The organism is Nitrosophilus labii (assembly GCF_014466985.1).
Lineage (GTDB): Bacteria > Campylobacterota > Campylobacteria > Campylobacterales > Nitratiruptoraceae > Nitrosophilus_A > Nitrosophilus_A labii.
The window spans coordinates 179,522-194,610 of the sequence record NZ_AP022826.1 but is presented as its reverse complement, the minus strand read 5'-3'; the positions used below and the strand labels follow the sequence as shown (position 1 = coordinate 194,610).

Here is a 15,089-nt window from a genome sequence, read left to right as displayed (position 1 = left end):
CTCTTTTTCATCAAATTTTCATAATAATAGTTTATTATTATTTTTTGAAAGAAACATTAAAGGAGAAGCCATGAACAAGGGTTTTCTGTACTCTATAGGTTTGAGTATAACTATCTTGCTCTCTGGATGCGGAGGTGGTGGAGGTGGAGAAGACACGACGACTTCATCAACAACTACAACAGCAAATGCTGGAGTATTTATCGACAGTAAAGTTTCAGGATTGGAATATGTTGGTAATTTAGGTACAACAGGTGAGACAGACTCTTTAGGAAGATTCTATTTTAAAGATGGAGAAATAATTACCTTTAAAATAGAAAATGTGATTTTAGGTGAAGCTCAGCCAGAGCCAAACGATTTTATCGTAACTCCACAAAAAATATTGGAATACAAACTAAAACAGCCTGTAGATGCCAATGATACAAAAGTGATTAGAATGGTTCAGTTTTTAATATCTGCAGATATTGACGGAGATCCTGCAAACGGAATAACAATTTCAGATGAGACAAAACAACTTCTTAAGCAAAAACTACCAATAAGATTTGACGAAGAGGATGATATAAATGAGTCTGTTATCAAAACTTACCTGGAAAAAGATACTATTGCGACAGAAGATGAAGCTCTATCTCACTATGAAGAGTCATTAATCGAAATAGAAAAGGAAAAAGATGAATTAGAAAGAGAGGTTGAAGAGTTTGAAGAAGATTATGATGAGGAAAAATATACCACAACTACAACCTCTTCAACAGAGTATCAGCTTTTAGCGTGGAACGATCTTGGAATGCACTGTATGGACGGTAACGACTATTCGGTATTTTCTATTTTACCTCCATATAATACGTTAGTTGCGCAACTTATCAAAAAAGGTGACAAAACGGCTGAACTTGTAACTTCAGGAGTTATCGTTACTTATGAAGCTGCTGTCTCTTTTGACGGAAAGTATAACACTACAAGCAGCGATAAAACAAACTTCTGGGATTATGTCTCAAAACTTTTCGGTATCAATCTACAACCCGATACAGGTTTAAAAGGCAAGCCTGTACAAAGTTTGTCACCTGTCAATATGGATTTTAACAGCACATATAAATGGTGGATCGCAGAAGGAATTCCAACCGCTCCTAAAAATGATGACGGTTCTGTAAACCATTATCCGATGGTAAAAGTTGTCGCAAAAGATTTAGCTGGTAATATACTTGCTGAAACAACTACGGTTTTACCTGTCAGCGATGAAATGGATTGTAAAAAATGCCATAGCTCTACATCAGGTTATGACGCGGCTAAACCTAAAAATGGTTGGGTAGAATTAACAGAGCCTGAAAAAGACTATAAATTTAATATACTAAGACTTCATGATGAAAAGTTTCCTAATGCTGTTTTAGAACACAATATTTCACTATCTGCAAAAGGTTGGAACTATAATATTAATGGTTTAGAAGAAACCGTCAAAGAGGGAACACCTGTTTTATGTGCCTCTTGTCATAAAAGCAATGCACTACCTGGTACCGGAATAGACAACATATCACCGTTAACGCAAGCTATTCACGCAAAACATTCAAAAGTTATTGATCCAGATACCAACTTATCTCTTAACGACTCTCTTAATAGAAATGCTTGTTACACTTGCCATCCCGGCTCAACTACGCAATGTTTAAGAGGAGCTATGGGTAAAGCAAAAAATCCTGATGGTACAAATCTAATAGAATGCCAAAGTTGTCATGGCGTAATGAGTGCGGTAGGCAGTAGCACTAGAGAAGGCTGGCTTGATGAACCAGACTGCCAAAGCTGCCATCAAAACGGCAAACGCTATACCGAAGCTGTTACCGATATGCTAACAGGAACTCTTAGAACTACATTAGATAGCCGTTTTGCTACAAACCCCGATACACCAATTCAAGGAAAGAGCCTATATAGGTTTAGTAAAGGACATGGTGGACTTCAATGTTCTGCTTGTCACGGTTCAACCCATGCAATTTATCCTTCAAGCAGACCTGAAGATAATGCACAAAGCATTGCCGCTCAAGGACATGCAGGAACAATAGCTGAATGTACGGCATGTCACTTAACCGTACCGGATACTGTTAACGGAGGTCCTCACGGGCTTCATACAGTAGGACAAGCTTGGATAGAAAATCATGAAGATGCAGCTAAAAATAATCTTTTAAGTTGTAGTACGTGCCATGGAAGCGACTATAGAGGCAGCGAGCTTTCAAAAACTTTTAGTGCTAGAACATTTCATATAGAAGATGGACAAACAAAAACATTTGCTGCTGGACATAAGATAAGCTGTTATGATTGCCATAACGGACCTTATGGAGAAAATGAAGTGGATGATGATTAAAACAGGTCGGCCTTTAGGCTGACTTATAAATGAAAATGTAAAAATTTTTGTAGAAGTTCAAAGAAGCAGAAGTGCTTTCGCACTTCTGTTAGATTTTGTTAGTTAAATTCTCTTCTAGGTCTAGCCTCTCTTGGTCTAGCTTCATTAACTCTTAAAGTTCTGCCTTCAAACTCTTTTCCATCAAGAGCATCAATAGCTTTCAAAGCACCATCATCTTCCATTTCAACAAAACCGAAACCTCTTGGTCTTCCAGTCTCTCTATCAGTTATCAATTTTACCGAATTTACTTCACCATACTGAGAGAATAGCTCTCTAACTTCTTCTTCACCCGATCTGTAAGGTAGATTACCTACATAAATTTGCTTCATTGCGTTGTCCCTTTGAAATAAAATGCACCTCTTGAGATAGAAAAGCCGCTGAAGACTTTTAAATCAAAAGAGAAAAACATTATACCACTTTTTATCTTTTTATCCAAACTTTTTTTTAAAAACCCTATAAGTTATCACTTTTTCTTCTTTTTGTTTCTCTTTTTCACAGGTTCATGTCTCATATCTTCAAGCATAGGCAAAAAAGTCTCTATAAGTTTTCTAGCCTCTATATGTACGCCTTGTGATAATTTGGCATTCTCCTTTAAAGCCTCTTTGACCTCATTTTGCAGTAAATCTATCTTCTCCTCTTTCTGTTTAATGATCTCTTTTAGCTCTTTTATCTCTATCTCTTTTTTTTCAATCTCTTCCAAAAAGAGATTGAAAAATTGCTCATAATCCTCTCTTTCCATCTTCTGTGCACTGTCATCTTCTAAAATAACATATACATGCCCGTTCTCTTTTACCGAATCTAAAGTTCCTCTGCTGATTCTTTTTCTAACAGCCTGTTCAGAGATACCTAAAATCTGTGCAGCCTCTTTTATAGATATCTTTTTCATTATCTTCCTTAAAATTTTAAAAAATTGATTAATTAATATTATAATAGGTTAATAAAGAAAACGCTTAAATTAGCAAAGGCAAGCCGTAAGGCTTAGGAAGCAAACTGCTTTGCTTCCGTGCCTTTGCGAAAGCTTTGAGTCTATGTGAGTTCTAAACTCATCAGAGTTTAGTAACGAACATACGAAAAGCTAATTTACCTTGAAGAAAATCTCCATTGTAAAATAATGCAAGATTTTCGGTTAAAATATTTTAAAGGCAAGCCGTAAGGCTTAGGAAACAAAATAAATACAATGTATATCAATAAGAGACGGGGGACTGTAAAATAAACTGTGTAAACCACCTAAAGCCCTTAAAACCTTAGCGTGTATATTTTTGCATAATTTCACTGAAAAATATACAAAGCTGAGGATAGATTTCACTCCAGCTTCTGATTTTTGTATTACTCCATTTGTGCTGTACCTCCTGTGTGGCAAGATAAAGAAGCTTAAAAGCTGAATCGATGGTTGGAAAAGAACCCACAGACTTTGTTCTTTTTTTAATATTTGAATTTATCGATTCTATGGGATTTGTCGTATAAATCAGTTTTCTTATAGCTTGGGGATATTTAAAAAATGTAGATAGCTCATTCCAGTTAGATTGCCAAGACTGGGTAATATGGGGATATTTTTGACCCCATTTGTCATTAAAATTTGTAAGAGCAAGCTCTGCTTCTTCTTCGGTTGATGAAGTGTAGATACTCTTTAAATCTTTAGCTACCTCTTTTCTATCTTTCCAAGATACAAATTTTAGGCTATTTCTGATCTGGTGTACAATACATCTTTGAATTTCTGCCTTTGGATAAACTGCCTCTATAGCCTCTTTAAATCCATTTAGTCCGTCTATTGCAAATATCAATACATCTTCAACACCTCTGTTTTTTATCTCATTTAAAAGTGTTAACCACTGTTTAGAACTTTCATTTTCACCTATCCATATACCAAGAATATCTTTTTTCCCTTCAAGAGTTATGCCTAGCATTATATATGCAGCAATATTTTTAACTACTCTATCCACTCTTATTTTTAAAACTGTAGCATCCATAAATATTATCGGATATATTGCCTCTAGCGGACGACTATGCCACTCTTTTGCCTTATCTATTATTGCTTCTGTTATATTGGAAATTGTCTGAATAGAAAGTTCATATCCATATAAATCATCAAGATGGTGTTGAAATCTGTTCACTCATCCCTTTTGCATATAAAGACAAAATTAAATCTTCTGTCCCCTTTATGAGAGTCTGTCGTTTCTTGATAAGCTTTGGTTCGAAGGTAGCGTTTCTGTCTCTTGGTATCTTAACCTCTATATCCCCATATTTGGACTTTAAAGTTTTTTCACTGTATCCATTACGATAATTTGGATTATCTGAAACTTGATGCTTCTCATATCCTAAATGCTCAGTTAACTCTACTTCTGTAGCAGTCTGATAAACCTCTTTTAAAAGACCTTTGAATTCTTCCAAGATCTCATCAATATCTATCCCCTTTCCCTCTTTGATAGCTTTTTTTACCTCTTCTGTATTGATATACCTCATTGTGTAAATCCTTTTTATTCTTTAATTTTATCTAATCTTTTTATAAGGATTTACACAGTTATTTTTACACTCCCAGAGACGGTGACGTTTATCTTTACTCTTTTAAGAGGTCTTTTACTAAATTTCACAATCTCTTTTCCGTTATAAAAAGTTTAGTTTCTATACCCTCTTTGGATACGCTCTTCATGCTCTTCATACTTAGTTCGGCATCTTTTTACTCTTTTGTAGCCTCTTTCCACATAAGTATCACTCTTTTTAGATAGATTTTTTCCAACCAAAGTTCCGATAATTGCTCCACCTACCGTCGCAGCAGTTTTACCGCTACCTTCACCTATCTGGTGACCTATAATTCCCCCTGCTACTCCTCCTATAAGTGCTCCAACATTATCATCTATACCTTCATCATAACTGTATTCTACAGGTACCTCTTCATACCAACACTCTTGATATGGAATTCTTTTAGTAATCGTCCTGTAAATAGGCTCGCTTCTTGTTACCTCTACATACTCAGTATAACTAAAAGAGGCTGCTAAAATATTTGTTCCTAAAAGAAGAAGTATTACTGCTAGAAAAAATTTTCTCATAACCCACCTCCTATAACTTTAGGAGATGATATAAAAAAATTGAGGAAAAATTGTGGAATTATGTTTTAAACCTCTCTAAGATTTTATTTAAATTAATGGCTATCTTATTTATTTCTTCAATCAATCCTTTCATTTGTGATACACTATTTATATTTTCTTGTGAAACTTCTTTTATTCTTTCTATTTCATTAAGTATTTTCTCTACCTCTTTAGCCAAAGAGTGTGATATATTTAGAGAATCTATGCTTACTTTATTGACATTATCCATAAAATCAGCAGTCTCTATCATATTTTTCTCACTCTCTTTAGCTGAAATCATCAGTTCTTGGAGTTCTTTTGCATTTTTATCCATATTTTTGGCACTTTTTATTATCTCATCTATTATTTCGTTAATAGTCTCATCAATATCTTGGAGACTAGCTTGAGACTGTTCTGCAAGTCTTCTCACCTCTTCTGCTACAACAGCAAATCCTTTTCCATGTTCACCACTTCTTGCTGCTTCTATAGCAGCATTTAAAGCTAAAAGATTTGTTTTATTAGCTATTTCTGCAATAACATTTAAAACTTCTTTTACAGAATCTGCACTTTTTGAAAGATTATTTAATCTTTGCGCAAGCTTTACACCATCACTTGATTGTTTCTCTATTTTTGTAGTAAGCTTGGAAATATCATTTTGAATAATATTAATCTTATCTTTAGCGTTTAAAACATTTTCTTGTGATTTTTTGATAGTTAAAAGACTATTTTCAAGTGCTATATGTACATTTTTACCTATTGATACACTCTCTTCGACAAGTTCTATTCCTTCATGTAAGCGTTTTGTAACTTTTTCAGATTCATTACTAAGCTGATTTGCAATATCGAGATTTTTCTTACTAGCTTTTTTGGCGTTCGAAATAACATTTTGTATTTTATCTATAAAAGCATCTATCCAGTTTCCTGCTTCCGCTATCTCATCCTTTTTTACAAATCTAAGTCTCTTTGTTAAATCTCCTTCACCACTTGCTATATCTTTAGCTCTTTGTGTCAATACATCAATAGGTTTAAATATGTTTTTATTAAAAAAATGTGTAAAAAGAGCTATTAAAATTATAATTGAAACTAAAATACTGCTAAAAAGATAAAATTTTAGAGAGTTTATCTGTTTAGTTGTACTCTCCAAAGAGATATCAAGATCAATTACTCCTAAAACATCTCCCTCTTTTGCATTTGTATGGCAGCTAAGGCACTCTTTAGTTGCCGCGATAGGTTTTAAAAGTTTTATACTATCTCTAACCTCATCCTCTATATATTTGATTTTCTTTGTTTTAAAAACTTTTTTGATTTCCTTATTATAGTCTTCAAAATTTTCATTTAAACCAAAAAGCTGGATTACCTTTTTAGATTTTGCAATATCTATATCTTTAATTCCCTCTATTTTTTTAATATTGTTTAATGTTTTTTGTACTTCTTCACTACTTCCAAAATTCATACTAGATCTAATTGCAACAAATATAGAATCGCTTAACGTTTTAAGATTCTCTTTTGCACTCTTTTCGATTATTTGATTAAAACTATTAAAAAGATGGATCGAAAGCAAAATAAAAATAGTTAAAAGCGTAGAGAGTAACATAACTATAAACTTGGCTCGTATCGATTTAGGCATGTAAATCCTTCAAGCAAAAAATTTATAATCAATTATAATAAAACATTTTTAAGAAATCATAAATTAACATTTATCCTACAGTTAAATTCATACTAAAAATAGGCAATAACATAGCAGTTACTATAAATCCTATGATAATCCCCACTACCAATAAAAGAGTAGGTTCCAATAAAGATAAAAAAAGCTCTATTTTAGCACTGTTCTTTTCCTTAAAAAGCTCAGATAGATTCTTAAATATCTCAGTTACCTCACTTGTTTCTTCCGCAAGTGCTATAGATTGAATAAAAGATTTATCAAAATTAAATCCATTTTTTACCAATGCGTTTGAAAACCTTTTTCCCTCCACTAACTCTTTAGAAGCATCTTGAAAAATTCTTTTTATCACTTCATTTTGTAAAGTCTCTGAAGATAGTTTTGCCGAATGAACAAAGTTTACTCCCGAGTTTGTCAAAACCGACATAAGATATGAAAATTTACCCAGATTCGAAGCTATGGCTATATCTTTAATTATCGGTATTTTTAAAATGAAAAAATGCAACATGTATCTAAATCTGTATATTTTTTTCACTGTAAAGGAAAAAGAAAAAATAAGTAAAAAAATAATAAATACCAAGCCAATCCAGTTTTGTGTCAAAAAATCTCCTATAGATATAACCAATTTAGTAATTTTTGGAAGCTCTTGATGTAACTGTAAAAAGATTGCCGAGATTTTAGGAATAACAAAACTTAACATAAAAGATATCATAAAAATAGCGACAATTATAATAAAAAGAGGATATATCAAAGCCCTTTTTGTTTTATCTTCCATAGATTTTAGATTTTTTAAAAAATCGGCCATCTCAGAAATAACCTCTTGTAAAGTTCCAGTCTCTTCTGCGATTTTAACCGACTCTTTATAAAATTTCGGTATATCATAAATCTTTTGTTTATCAAGGGCTTGATAAAAACTTTTTCCTTCATCTATATTTTTTTGGATCTGAAATAGAAAATCTAAAGTTTTACCGTCACTAAACTGATTTTTTGCAAGTCTTATCGCTTTAGCGATAGATATGCCCGACTTTAGGTATATAGACAAAGTTTTGGAAAAATCTATAAGTATATTTTTAGGTACCTCTTTTTTAAAATTAAAAGATGGCAAAAGCGGCTTTATCTCTTTTAACTCTTCATAAACTATAGATGCATCTTTTAACTTTCTTTTAGCTTCTTCTATGGAGGATGCTTCAATATATCCCGAAACTTTCTCCCCTTTTTTAGAAAAGCCTATATATCTATATCGCATCTTTTATCTCTTCAGTTAATCCTACTCTTATGGCTTCCGCCAAAGAGGTCTCTTGGTTTATAACTTTCTCTTTTAGATACTCGGGCAACGTCTTATAGCCTCTTTTTTTCATATACTCTCTCAACTTGTTTTCGTTTGCTCCGTTTTTTATAAGATTTTTCGTCTCCTCATCAAGCAAAAAGAGTTCACCCACCGCACTTCTTCCTATATAACCGGTATAGTTGCATTTTGCACACCCTTTTGCTTTGTATATAACGCTCTCTTTTGGGATTGAAAACCTTTCCTTCAAATCACTCTCATCCACCTCTTTACAATGCGAACAGAGTTTTCTAACCAGTCTTTGGGAAAGAACCCCAAGCAGGGAAGAGGTTATCAAAAACTGCTCAATACCCATATCCATAAGTCTAGTGATTGCAGAAGCAGCATTGTTGGTATGAAGTGTTGAAAGCAGAAGGTGCCCAGTAAGTGCCGCTTGAACAGCTATCTGAGCCGTCTCTTTGTCTCTTATCTCACCTACTAATATCACATCAGGATCTTGTCTTAAGATAGATCTTAGTCCCGAAGCAAAAGTGAGCCCTACTTTTGGGTTAACCTGAATCTGATTTATATTTTCGCTTTTATACTCTACCGGATCTTCAATGGTTATTATATTTTTCTCCTCAGTTGCCACATTTTGCAAAAAAGCGTGCAATGTGGTGGATTTTCCACTTCCCGTAGGACCAGTAACAAGTATCATTCCGTATGTATGTGAAAGTAGTTCTTTAAATTTTTTTGTGAGCTCTTCCTCAAATCCAAGCTCTTCTAAAGATGGAATCTCTTCAGACTCCATCAAAATTCTCATAACCGCTCTCTCGCCATGATAAGTAGGCAAAATCGAGACCCTTACATCTAAAGTTTTCCCCGCAATTTTAACCTGCGTCCTTCCATCTTGAGGAATCCTTCTTTCCGATATATCCAAATTCGAGATAACTTTTATACGGCTTATGACCAAAGAGACTACGCGTTTATCAAGCTCTGAGTGTTTTAGTAAAATGCCGTCTATTCTAAATCTTACTACTCCCCTATCTTCATGGCTTTCTATATGTATATCGCTTGCTCTCTTTTTTACAGCCTGATAAAAAAGTGCATTCACAAACTTTATAATAGGTGCAGACTCTTCACTAGTTAAGATATCTTCGGAAATTTTTAAAAAATCGGATAATTCAAGCTCTTCTTCTATAAACTCTTCACTCTCACTTTCATTTAGTTCAGAGCTAAAAACTTTGTCGCTTTTAAGCTCCAAAAATCTGTGATATAGTCTTTCAAAAGAGTCTTTGTCTAAAACCGCTACAGGTATTTTAAGAGTAAGCTTTGAATAATAGTTGAGAGAATCCGCTATCGATTCAGGATCAATTACAGCATAAACCTTTCCATCTATATTTGTAAAAAGAAGTCTATTTTTAACGGCTAATTCTATATCTACATCATCAAGAATTTCCGGATAAAGATCAAGTTCTCTAAATCTAGGCAATCTATCTATTAGATTCATCTTTTTTGGCCCTTATAAACTCTTTAGCAAACTTCTTCTCTAAAGCATCCAGTTTTCCAAGAAGAGCTCTTAGTTTGTTAAGATCTTCCGATTTTTTTACGATATAAGGAGTTAGTAGAATTACTAAAGTGGTTTTATCGTTAGATCTCTCCTCATATTTAAAGATATTCCCTAAAATAGGTATATCACCCAAAAGCGGTACCTTTGAAGTTGTTATATCTAGATTGTCTTTAACTAATCCTCCTATTATTATAGATTGTCCGTTTTTTACTATAGTGGTTGTATCCATCTCTCTTTTTGAGGTAATAGGAAGACCTATCTGACTTCCGGGTAAGATATCTTCGATAACTGTTTTAATATCTAAAGAGACTTTGTTATCAGAAGAGATTCTCGGTTTAATTTTAAGTGTCAAACCGATATCTTGTCTAGTATATACATTTTTTGTATAGTCCGTCGTTTTCGCTCCCACTGTTCCTTGAGTTATAACCGATTCGGTTTGTCCTACATATATGGTAGATTCGGTATTGTTTACACAAAGTAAAGATGGCTCTGAGAGCTTTTTTGCAGCCCCATTGGTCTCAAGAAGAGAGATAGTCGCCCCTAAAGCAAGACCTTGAGTTAATGTTGGCTTTTCAATACCCAATTCATTAAGATCAAAAGGTATAGCTGGCCCTCCAAGATTGGTACTGAAGCTATAAAGCCCTGAGCTATTAGCCACTCCCCCAAATATTCCGTATTTGGCTCCTATTTGCGAAGCTTTTTTACCGCTTATCTCCACAATTTTTGCTTTTACATAAACTTGCTGCCTATCGATATCCAGCACGTCAATAACTTTTTTTAGCTCTTCAAACTCTTTTTGACTAGATAAAATTATTAGAGTATTTGTAGGTTTGTCTATTGTGATAGAGGGTTTTGTCTCCTTTTTGTCATACCTTTTTTTAGAAACCAAATCATTTAAAACTTTCTGCATCTCCTCGCAATCTGAGTTTTTAAGCTTAACTATATGAACTTTAGGTTTTACTATATCATCTTTTTTATCAAGCTCCTTTACATACTCCCTTAAAGCTTTCACTTCCGTAACATCCCCTATAATAATAATAGTATTGGTTGCTTCATTGGAAATAATATCTAGTTGTTTAGATTTTGTGTTGACAGGATATAATGTGGAGGCAATTTTCACAAGTTTTGAGTAGATACTTGAGACGTTTGCATAGTTTAAAGGTATAAAAACAACCTCTTTTTTTACGTTTTTATCTAAAAAAGAGACTATTTTTTTTATCAAAATCAAGTTTTTTGGAAAATCTGTTACTATAATAGTGTTTATATCTTTTACTAACGAAGCTTTACCGTTACGGCTAAGCAGTGGTGTAATAGAGGGAAAAATCTTTGTCGCACTTACATATTTGATGCCTATGATATCGGTTTGTATCTGATCAAGATCTGTTTTACCAAAAAAGGGAGGAGCTTCTCTTATAGCATCTTTGCTCTTAACTACCAAAAGATACCCTTTTGGACTCTCAACAATAGTATAGCCTTTATTTTTGAGTACATTTAACAAAAGATCAAATACCTCATCTTTTTTTATAGGCTTAACGGATATAAAATTCACATCTCCTCTTATAGACTCAGGAGATAGTATATTTTTACCGGTTATTTTAGCCACCATTTTTATAAAATTATTTATACTTAGATTTTGAAAATTGAGCACAATCTCTTGCTCACTTTTAGCTGCAAAAGAGAGATTTACAAACAAAATCAGTATCAAAATCTTAATATATCTCATAATACAATTCCTTCTCTTTATGATCTCTAAGCAGTGTTATAAAAATATACTCTAGATTTTCGAAATTTTCTAGCAAGTCGTTAAAAAGACCACTATCTTCCACACTTCTAGAGTTGATCTGTAATATCACATCTCCTTTTTTAAGTCCAAGTTTTTCTAAAACAGAACCCTTTTTTAGATAAGTAACCTTATATCCGTAACCACTTTTTGTTTTAACCGGCATCAACGCTATCTCTCTATAAAGCTTGTCATATTTTTTTCTATAACTGCGTAATTCACTTTTTGATATCCTATAATCCCCATCTTTTTTCTTTTGAAATTTAGGAGTCTTTAGGAAAATATCGCTTTTTTTGAGATCTTGCAGTTTTAGAATATACTTTTTAGAGCCTTTTTTGAATATTGCGCTTTGAGGCAAAATCTTTACAAGCTTAAACCCCTTATAGACATCTTTTAAGGATATAAAAACCTCTTTTTTATTATTTTCTACCACTATAAAGCCGCTATCCTCTTCTAAAAAAACAGCTTTGAGTTTAAGAGTTTTTATCTCACTGAAATCTTCTTGTGGTAAATCCTCGTTTCTATCTTTTTGGACTTTTTGTGTTTGATTGCAAAGTTTTTCGGAAAGTCTTACGATAAAAAACTCCTGCTTTGGAGAGTAGTCCACATACTCTACAGTAGTCTTAGGCAGCAAATATATAACTAATGAATTGACAATATACGCTACAACAAAAGAGAATAAAACTATTAAAAAAAACTCTTTTTTAAAATCTTTTTTCAAAAAGATACCCTTTTTCATTTTTTTTGATGTTTTTGAAAATCTTGTTTACTTTATTGAAGTCTTTTATATTGTTTAGATATAAGGTTATATACCTCTTTTTAAGATCTATCTCTCCCTCAATATCACAAATAGACATTTTTGCTTTTAAAACTACTTTAAATGGAATTAACACACTGTAAGCCGCCTTAGCACTATTTAAAGAGATAGTTTTATCTATTTTAAAAACAAAACCACTCAAATCTACACTATTATAAAAAAAAGATATAAAAAAAGTGGCGTTTTTAAGTTTTCCTATATCAAACCCTTTATTTAAAATTTCACAATTTTCAACTTTTAAAGTAAGAGGTGCTTTTTCAATCTTTTCTCCGTTAAAAAAGAGGCCTTTTTCTTTTGCCAAATTTTCCATCGCAAACCATATCTGCTCTTTTGGAAAAGTCAGTATAAAAAATAGATAAAAAAATAGTATAGAAAGTAACGCTTTTCTCATTTTGCAATCCCAATCTTTACAGAACACTTCTTTTGAGTGTTGTCTATTATCAACTCTTTTATATCTATAAAAGAGTCTACCGTCTTTTGTAGAAGTCTATCTAAAGTCCTAGGCTCTAGGTTAGAAAAATAGATCTCTATATACTCATCTTTATCTTTAATAAGATCTGCTTTTTTTATTCGTTGAAGTTTTGCTATGAAACTTTTCAGATATTTTTCATCTTCTAATCTTTTTTTAAGGTAAACAATCTTTTTAACTTTTTTCTCTACCTCAAAATATCTTTTCTGAGCCATTTTTAACTCATCTTTAGATTCATAATTTTTAAAATATAGAAACAGAGCAAATAAAAAAAGGATAACTGAAATGCTAAACAAAAAGTTTCTACTCATATCTCCACCATATTTTATAAATTTTATTCTCTTTTTTACTCTTTAACAAAGGATACTCTTTTTTTATTTTCTCAACTATAGATTTAACGGCTTTATCATTACTAGAAAACTCAAGTACCACTTCATCTTTTTTGATCGAAATTCTTATAGGTTTTACATCTTTCATAGATAGTTTAGACAAATACTTTATAACCCTTTTTTGAGCCATACTTTTTTTAAGCTTTTTATCCAATCTTTTTTCTATACTTCTTAACTGTATCAATGTTGACGGTAAAGACTCTTTTTTTAAAAGGTTTATCTCTTTATTTTTCAAACTTTTTATCTCTTTATCATATGAATAGAGACGAATACCTTGCGCTAAACAAAAAAGCAAAAAAGAAGCAGCCGCCACTCTTAAAATCTTTTCGTTAACAAAAAACTCTCTTCTTTTATTCAAAGTTACAAAAAAATCGGAAAGTTTTATCTCATTCAAAACCTCATCTAAAGTTTTAGACCCTTGCGTGCAAACCTTAGGAATCTTTGTCCAGATATCCTCAACTTTGGCCAAAGAGAAAAAATCGTCCAACTCAATACACTCATAGATATTTTCAAACTCTTTTTGTGCAAAATAGACTCTTTTTACATTATCACCTAATAAACCGCTTTTTTTTATCGCTTCCTTAATTTCCTCTGGATCGTATGCTATCGCAAAAAAGTCTCTTTTTTGTTTTAATATCTTAAATTCAAAATTGTTATGAGGAAGAGAACCTTCAAACAAAGAAGGAGCTATTTTTTTCGCACTTTTTATATTTTTAACGTCAAATTCTATCTTCTTTATCCAATAAAACTCGGGAGAGAGTATAAGAACTACTTTATCTTTGACATTTTTAAAATCTGACTCTTTTCTAAAAAATAGTAATCGATACCTATTCTTCAACTTGTGTGACTTTTTGTTTGAAAAGATTGTATCTGAGCCTAAAGTTCTCTTCAAAACCATCCTTTTTGTAATATAACGAAGCTTCTATCAAATATGGCTCTTTTTTTGTATAATCTTTGATATTTAATACTTTTAAAATCTCTTTATATTTTACATCTTTTTTTAGCTCTTCACAATCAAAACTTTCATTTTCTACAGGAAGTCCTAAAAATCTTGCATTTTGCGAAGAAAGCCGCTTACAATCGATAATACTCTTTAGATCTTTATCAAAATATATGAGCTCTTTCCAGTTAACTTTAAAAATGTTGCTATCTTGTGACATCTTAAAATAATAATCTAAAATTTTATAAAAATGGCTGAAACTCTCAATAAAACCGTTTTTAAATCTTCTATTTTCCAAAACTATTTCGCTACCGACAACTCTCTCTTCAATATCTACGTCTATCGTATCTTCTAAAAGTGCGATAAAAAACTCTGTATCTTCCACCTCGTAAAAAGAGCATACTCTATAGATATAATCTTTAATATATTCTCTCTTTTTTTTATCTTTCAAAAAATTTAAATTTATCTTATCGCTAAGAGGTCTAAGCGAAAAACCGAAGTTAAACTCGCCATCTTTACTTGAAAGTAAAGGTGAAGAGACAAAAAGCATATCTAAATCTTCGCTTGAGTTTATATCTTTTAAACTGTTTTTTAAAATATACTCAAAATCTCTAATAAGTAGAGAGTTTTGTGATATTTTTTCATATATTTTAGAAAATGAAAGTGCTTTTTGACTCTCTTTATAAACAATAGCTATCAAAGAAGAGGCAACTGCAATAAATATCAAAACTATAAAGAGTGCAATAGATTTTTTCATTGTCATT

The 15,089-nt window shown here is 32.2% G+C and carries 13 protein-coding genes and 1 pseudogene; 1 reads left to right on the top strand and 13 read right to left on the bottom strand.

Annotated features, from left to right (window positions below; translation table 11 throughout):
- The first annotated feature begins 70 nt into the window (after positions 1-70).
- On the top strand, positions 71-2,335 hold the full coding sequence (locus NIL_RS01075; RefSeq protein ID WP_197972097.1) for a multiheme c-type cytochrome: 2,265 nt from the start codon (positions 71-73) through the stop codon (positions 2,333-2,335).
- Between the two features lie 98 nt (positions 2,336-2,433).
- On the opposite strand, the gene rbp is transcribed toward NIL_RS01075, so the two are convergent.
- The 13 genes and pseudogenes from rbp to NIL_RS01010 form a co-directional block, all read right to left on the bottom strand.
- On the bottom strand, positions 2,434-2,703 hold the full coding sequence (rbp, locus tag NIL_RS01070; protein ID WP_187647811.1) for an RNA-binding regulator: 270 nt from the start codon (positions 2,701-2,703) through the stop codon (positions 2,434-2,436).
- 134 nt (positions 2,704-2,837) lie between these two features.
- A complete protein-coding gene (locus tag NIL_RS01065) occupies positions 2,838-3,260 on the bottom strand; it encodes a helix-turn-helix domain-containing protein (protein ID WP_187647810.1) in 423 nt (140 codons plus the stop codon).
- A 358-nt stretch (positions 3,261-3,618) separates the two neighbouring features.
- Positions 3,619-4,834: pseudogene (locus NIL_RS01060) on the bottom strand (IS256 family transposase).
- A gap of 152 nt (positions 4,835-4,986) precedes the next feature.
- Positions 4,987-5,418 (bottom strand): glycine zipper 2TM domain-containing protein, encoded by a 432-nt coding sequence (locus NIL_RS01055; RefSeq protein ID WP_187647809.1) that lies wholly within the window; start codon positions 5,416-5,418, stop codon positions 4,987-4,989.
- A 58-nt stretch (positions 5,419-5,476) separates the two neighbouring features.
- Positions 5,477-7,063, bottom strand: a complete 1,587-nt coding sequence (locus tag NIL_RS01050) for a methyl-accepting chemotaxis protein (RefSeq protein ID WP_187647808.1) — start codon at positions 7,061-7,063, stop codon at positions 5,477-5,479.
- Between the two features lie 70 nt (positions 7,064-7,133).
- Positions 7,134-8,342, bottom strand: a complete 1,209-nt coding sequence (locus NIL_RS01045) for a type II secretion system F family protein (RefSeq protein WP_187647807.1) — start codon at positions 8,340-8,342, stop codon at positions 7,134-7,136.
- Positions 8,332-9,870, bottom strand: a complete 1,539-nt coding sequence (locus NIL_RS01040; protein ID WP_187647806.1) for a GspE/PulE family protein — start codon at positions 9,868-9,870, stop codon at positions 8,332-8,334. The genes NIL_RS01045 and NIL_RS01040 overlap by 11 nt, the downstream gene beginning before the upstream one ends.
- Positions 9,854-11,653 carry a type II secretion system secretin GspD gene (gene gspD / locus NIL_RS01035; RefSeq protein ID WP_187647805.1) on the bottom strand — a complete coding sequence of 600 codons (1,800 nt, stop codon included), beginning with the start codon at positions 11,651-11,653 and terminating at the stop codon, positions 9,854-9,856. Before gspD ends, NIL_RS01040 begins: the two co-directional genes overlap by 17 nt.
- Positions 11,640-12,431 carry a site-2 protease family protein gene (locus NIL_RS01030; protein ID WP_187647804.1) on the bottom strand — a complete coding sequence of 264 codons (792 nt, stop codon included), beginning with the start codon at positions 12,429-12,431 and terminating at the stop codon, positions 11,640-11,642. Before NIL_RS01030 ends, gspD begins: the two co-directional genes overlap by 14 nt.
- Positions 12,415-12,918 carry a hypothetical protein gene (locus NIL_RS01025; protein ID WP_187647803.1) on the bottom strand — a complete coding sequence of 168 codons (504 nt, stop codon included), beginning with the start codon at positions 12,916-12,918 and terminating at the stop codon, positions 12,415-12,417. Before NIL_RS01025 ends, NIL_RS01030 begins: the two co-directional genes overlap by 17 nt.
- Positions 12,915-13,307: a hypothetical protein gene (locus tag NIL_RS01020; RefSeq protein WP_187647802.1), complete on the bottom strand. Its 393-nt coding sequence runs from the start codon at positions 13,305-13,307 to the stop codon at positions 12,915-12,917. Before NIL_RS01020 ends, NIL_RS01025 begins: the two co-directional genes overlap by 4 nt.
- The gene (locus NIL_RS01015) at positions 13,300-14,277 is read right to left on the bottom strand and encodes a hypothetical protein (protein ID WP_187647801.1); all 978 of its coding nucleotides are present in this window, start codon (positions 14,275-14,277) and stop codon (positions 13,300-13,302) included. Before NIL_RS01015 ends, NIL_RS01020 begins: the two co-directional genes overlap by 8 nt.
- Positions 14,213-15,088 (bottom strand): hypothetical protein, encoded by an 876-nt coding sequence (locus NIL_RS01010; RefSeq protein WP_187647800.1) that lies wholly within the window; start codon positions 15,086-15,088, stop codon positions 14,213-14,215. Before NIL_RS01010 ends, NIL_RS01015 begins: the two co-directional genes overlap by 65 nt.
- Between the last annotated feature and the right edge of the window lies 1 nt (position 15,089).

What these genes read in the sequence shown, in the direction of transcription:
- NIL_RS01050 (WP_187647808.1), bottom strand. Translation starts at nt 7,063, where the DNA reads ATGCCTAAATCGATACGAGCCAAGTTTATAGTTATGTTACTCTCTACG.
- rbp (WP_187647811.1), bottom strand. Translation starts at nt 2,703, where the DNA reads ATGAAGCAAATTTATGTAGGTAATCTACCTTACAGATCGGGTGAAGAA.
- NIL_RS01045 (WP_187647807.1), bottom strand. Translation starts at nt 8,342, where the DNA reads ATGCGATATAGATATATAGGCTTTTCTAAAAAAGGGGAGAAAGTTTCG.
- gspD (WP_187647805.1), bottom strand. Translation starts at nt 11,653, where the DNA reads ATGAGATATATTAAGATTTTGATACTGATTTTGTTTGTAAATCTCTCT.
- NIL_RS01040 (WP_187647806.1), bottom strand. Translation starts at nt 9,870, where the DNA reads ATGAATCTAATAGATAGATTGCCTAGATTTAGAGAACTTGATCTTTAT.
- NIL_RS01075 (WP_197972097.1), top strand. Translation starts at nt 71, where the DNA reads ATGAACAAGGGTTTTCTGTACTCTATAGGTTTGAGTATAACTATCTTG.
- NIL_RS01055 (WP_187647809.1), bottom strand. Translation starts at nt 5,418, where the DNA reads ATGAGAAAATTTTTTCTAGCAGTAATACTTCTTCTTTTAGGAACAAAT.
- NIL_RS01065 (WP_187647810.1), bottom strand. Translation starts at nt 3,260, where the DNA reads ATGAAAAAGATATCTATAAAAGAGGCTGCACAGATTTTAGGTATCTCT.
- NIL_RS01025 (WP_187647803.1), bottom strand. Translation starts at nt 12,918, where the DNA reads ATGAGAAAAGCGTTACTTTCTATACTATTTTTTTATCTATTTTTTATA.
- NIL_RS01020 (WP_187647802.1), bottom strand. Translation starts at nt 13,307, where the DNA reads ATGAGTAGAAACTTTTTGTTTAGCATTTCAGTTATCCTTTTTTTATTT.
- NIL_RS01010 (WP_187647800.1), bottom strand. Translation starts at nt 15,088, where the DNA reads ATGACAATGAAAAAATCTATTGCACTCTTTATAGTTTTGATATTTATT.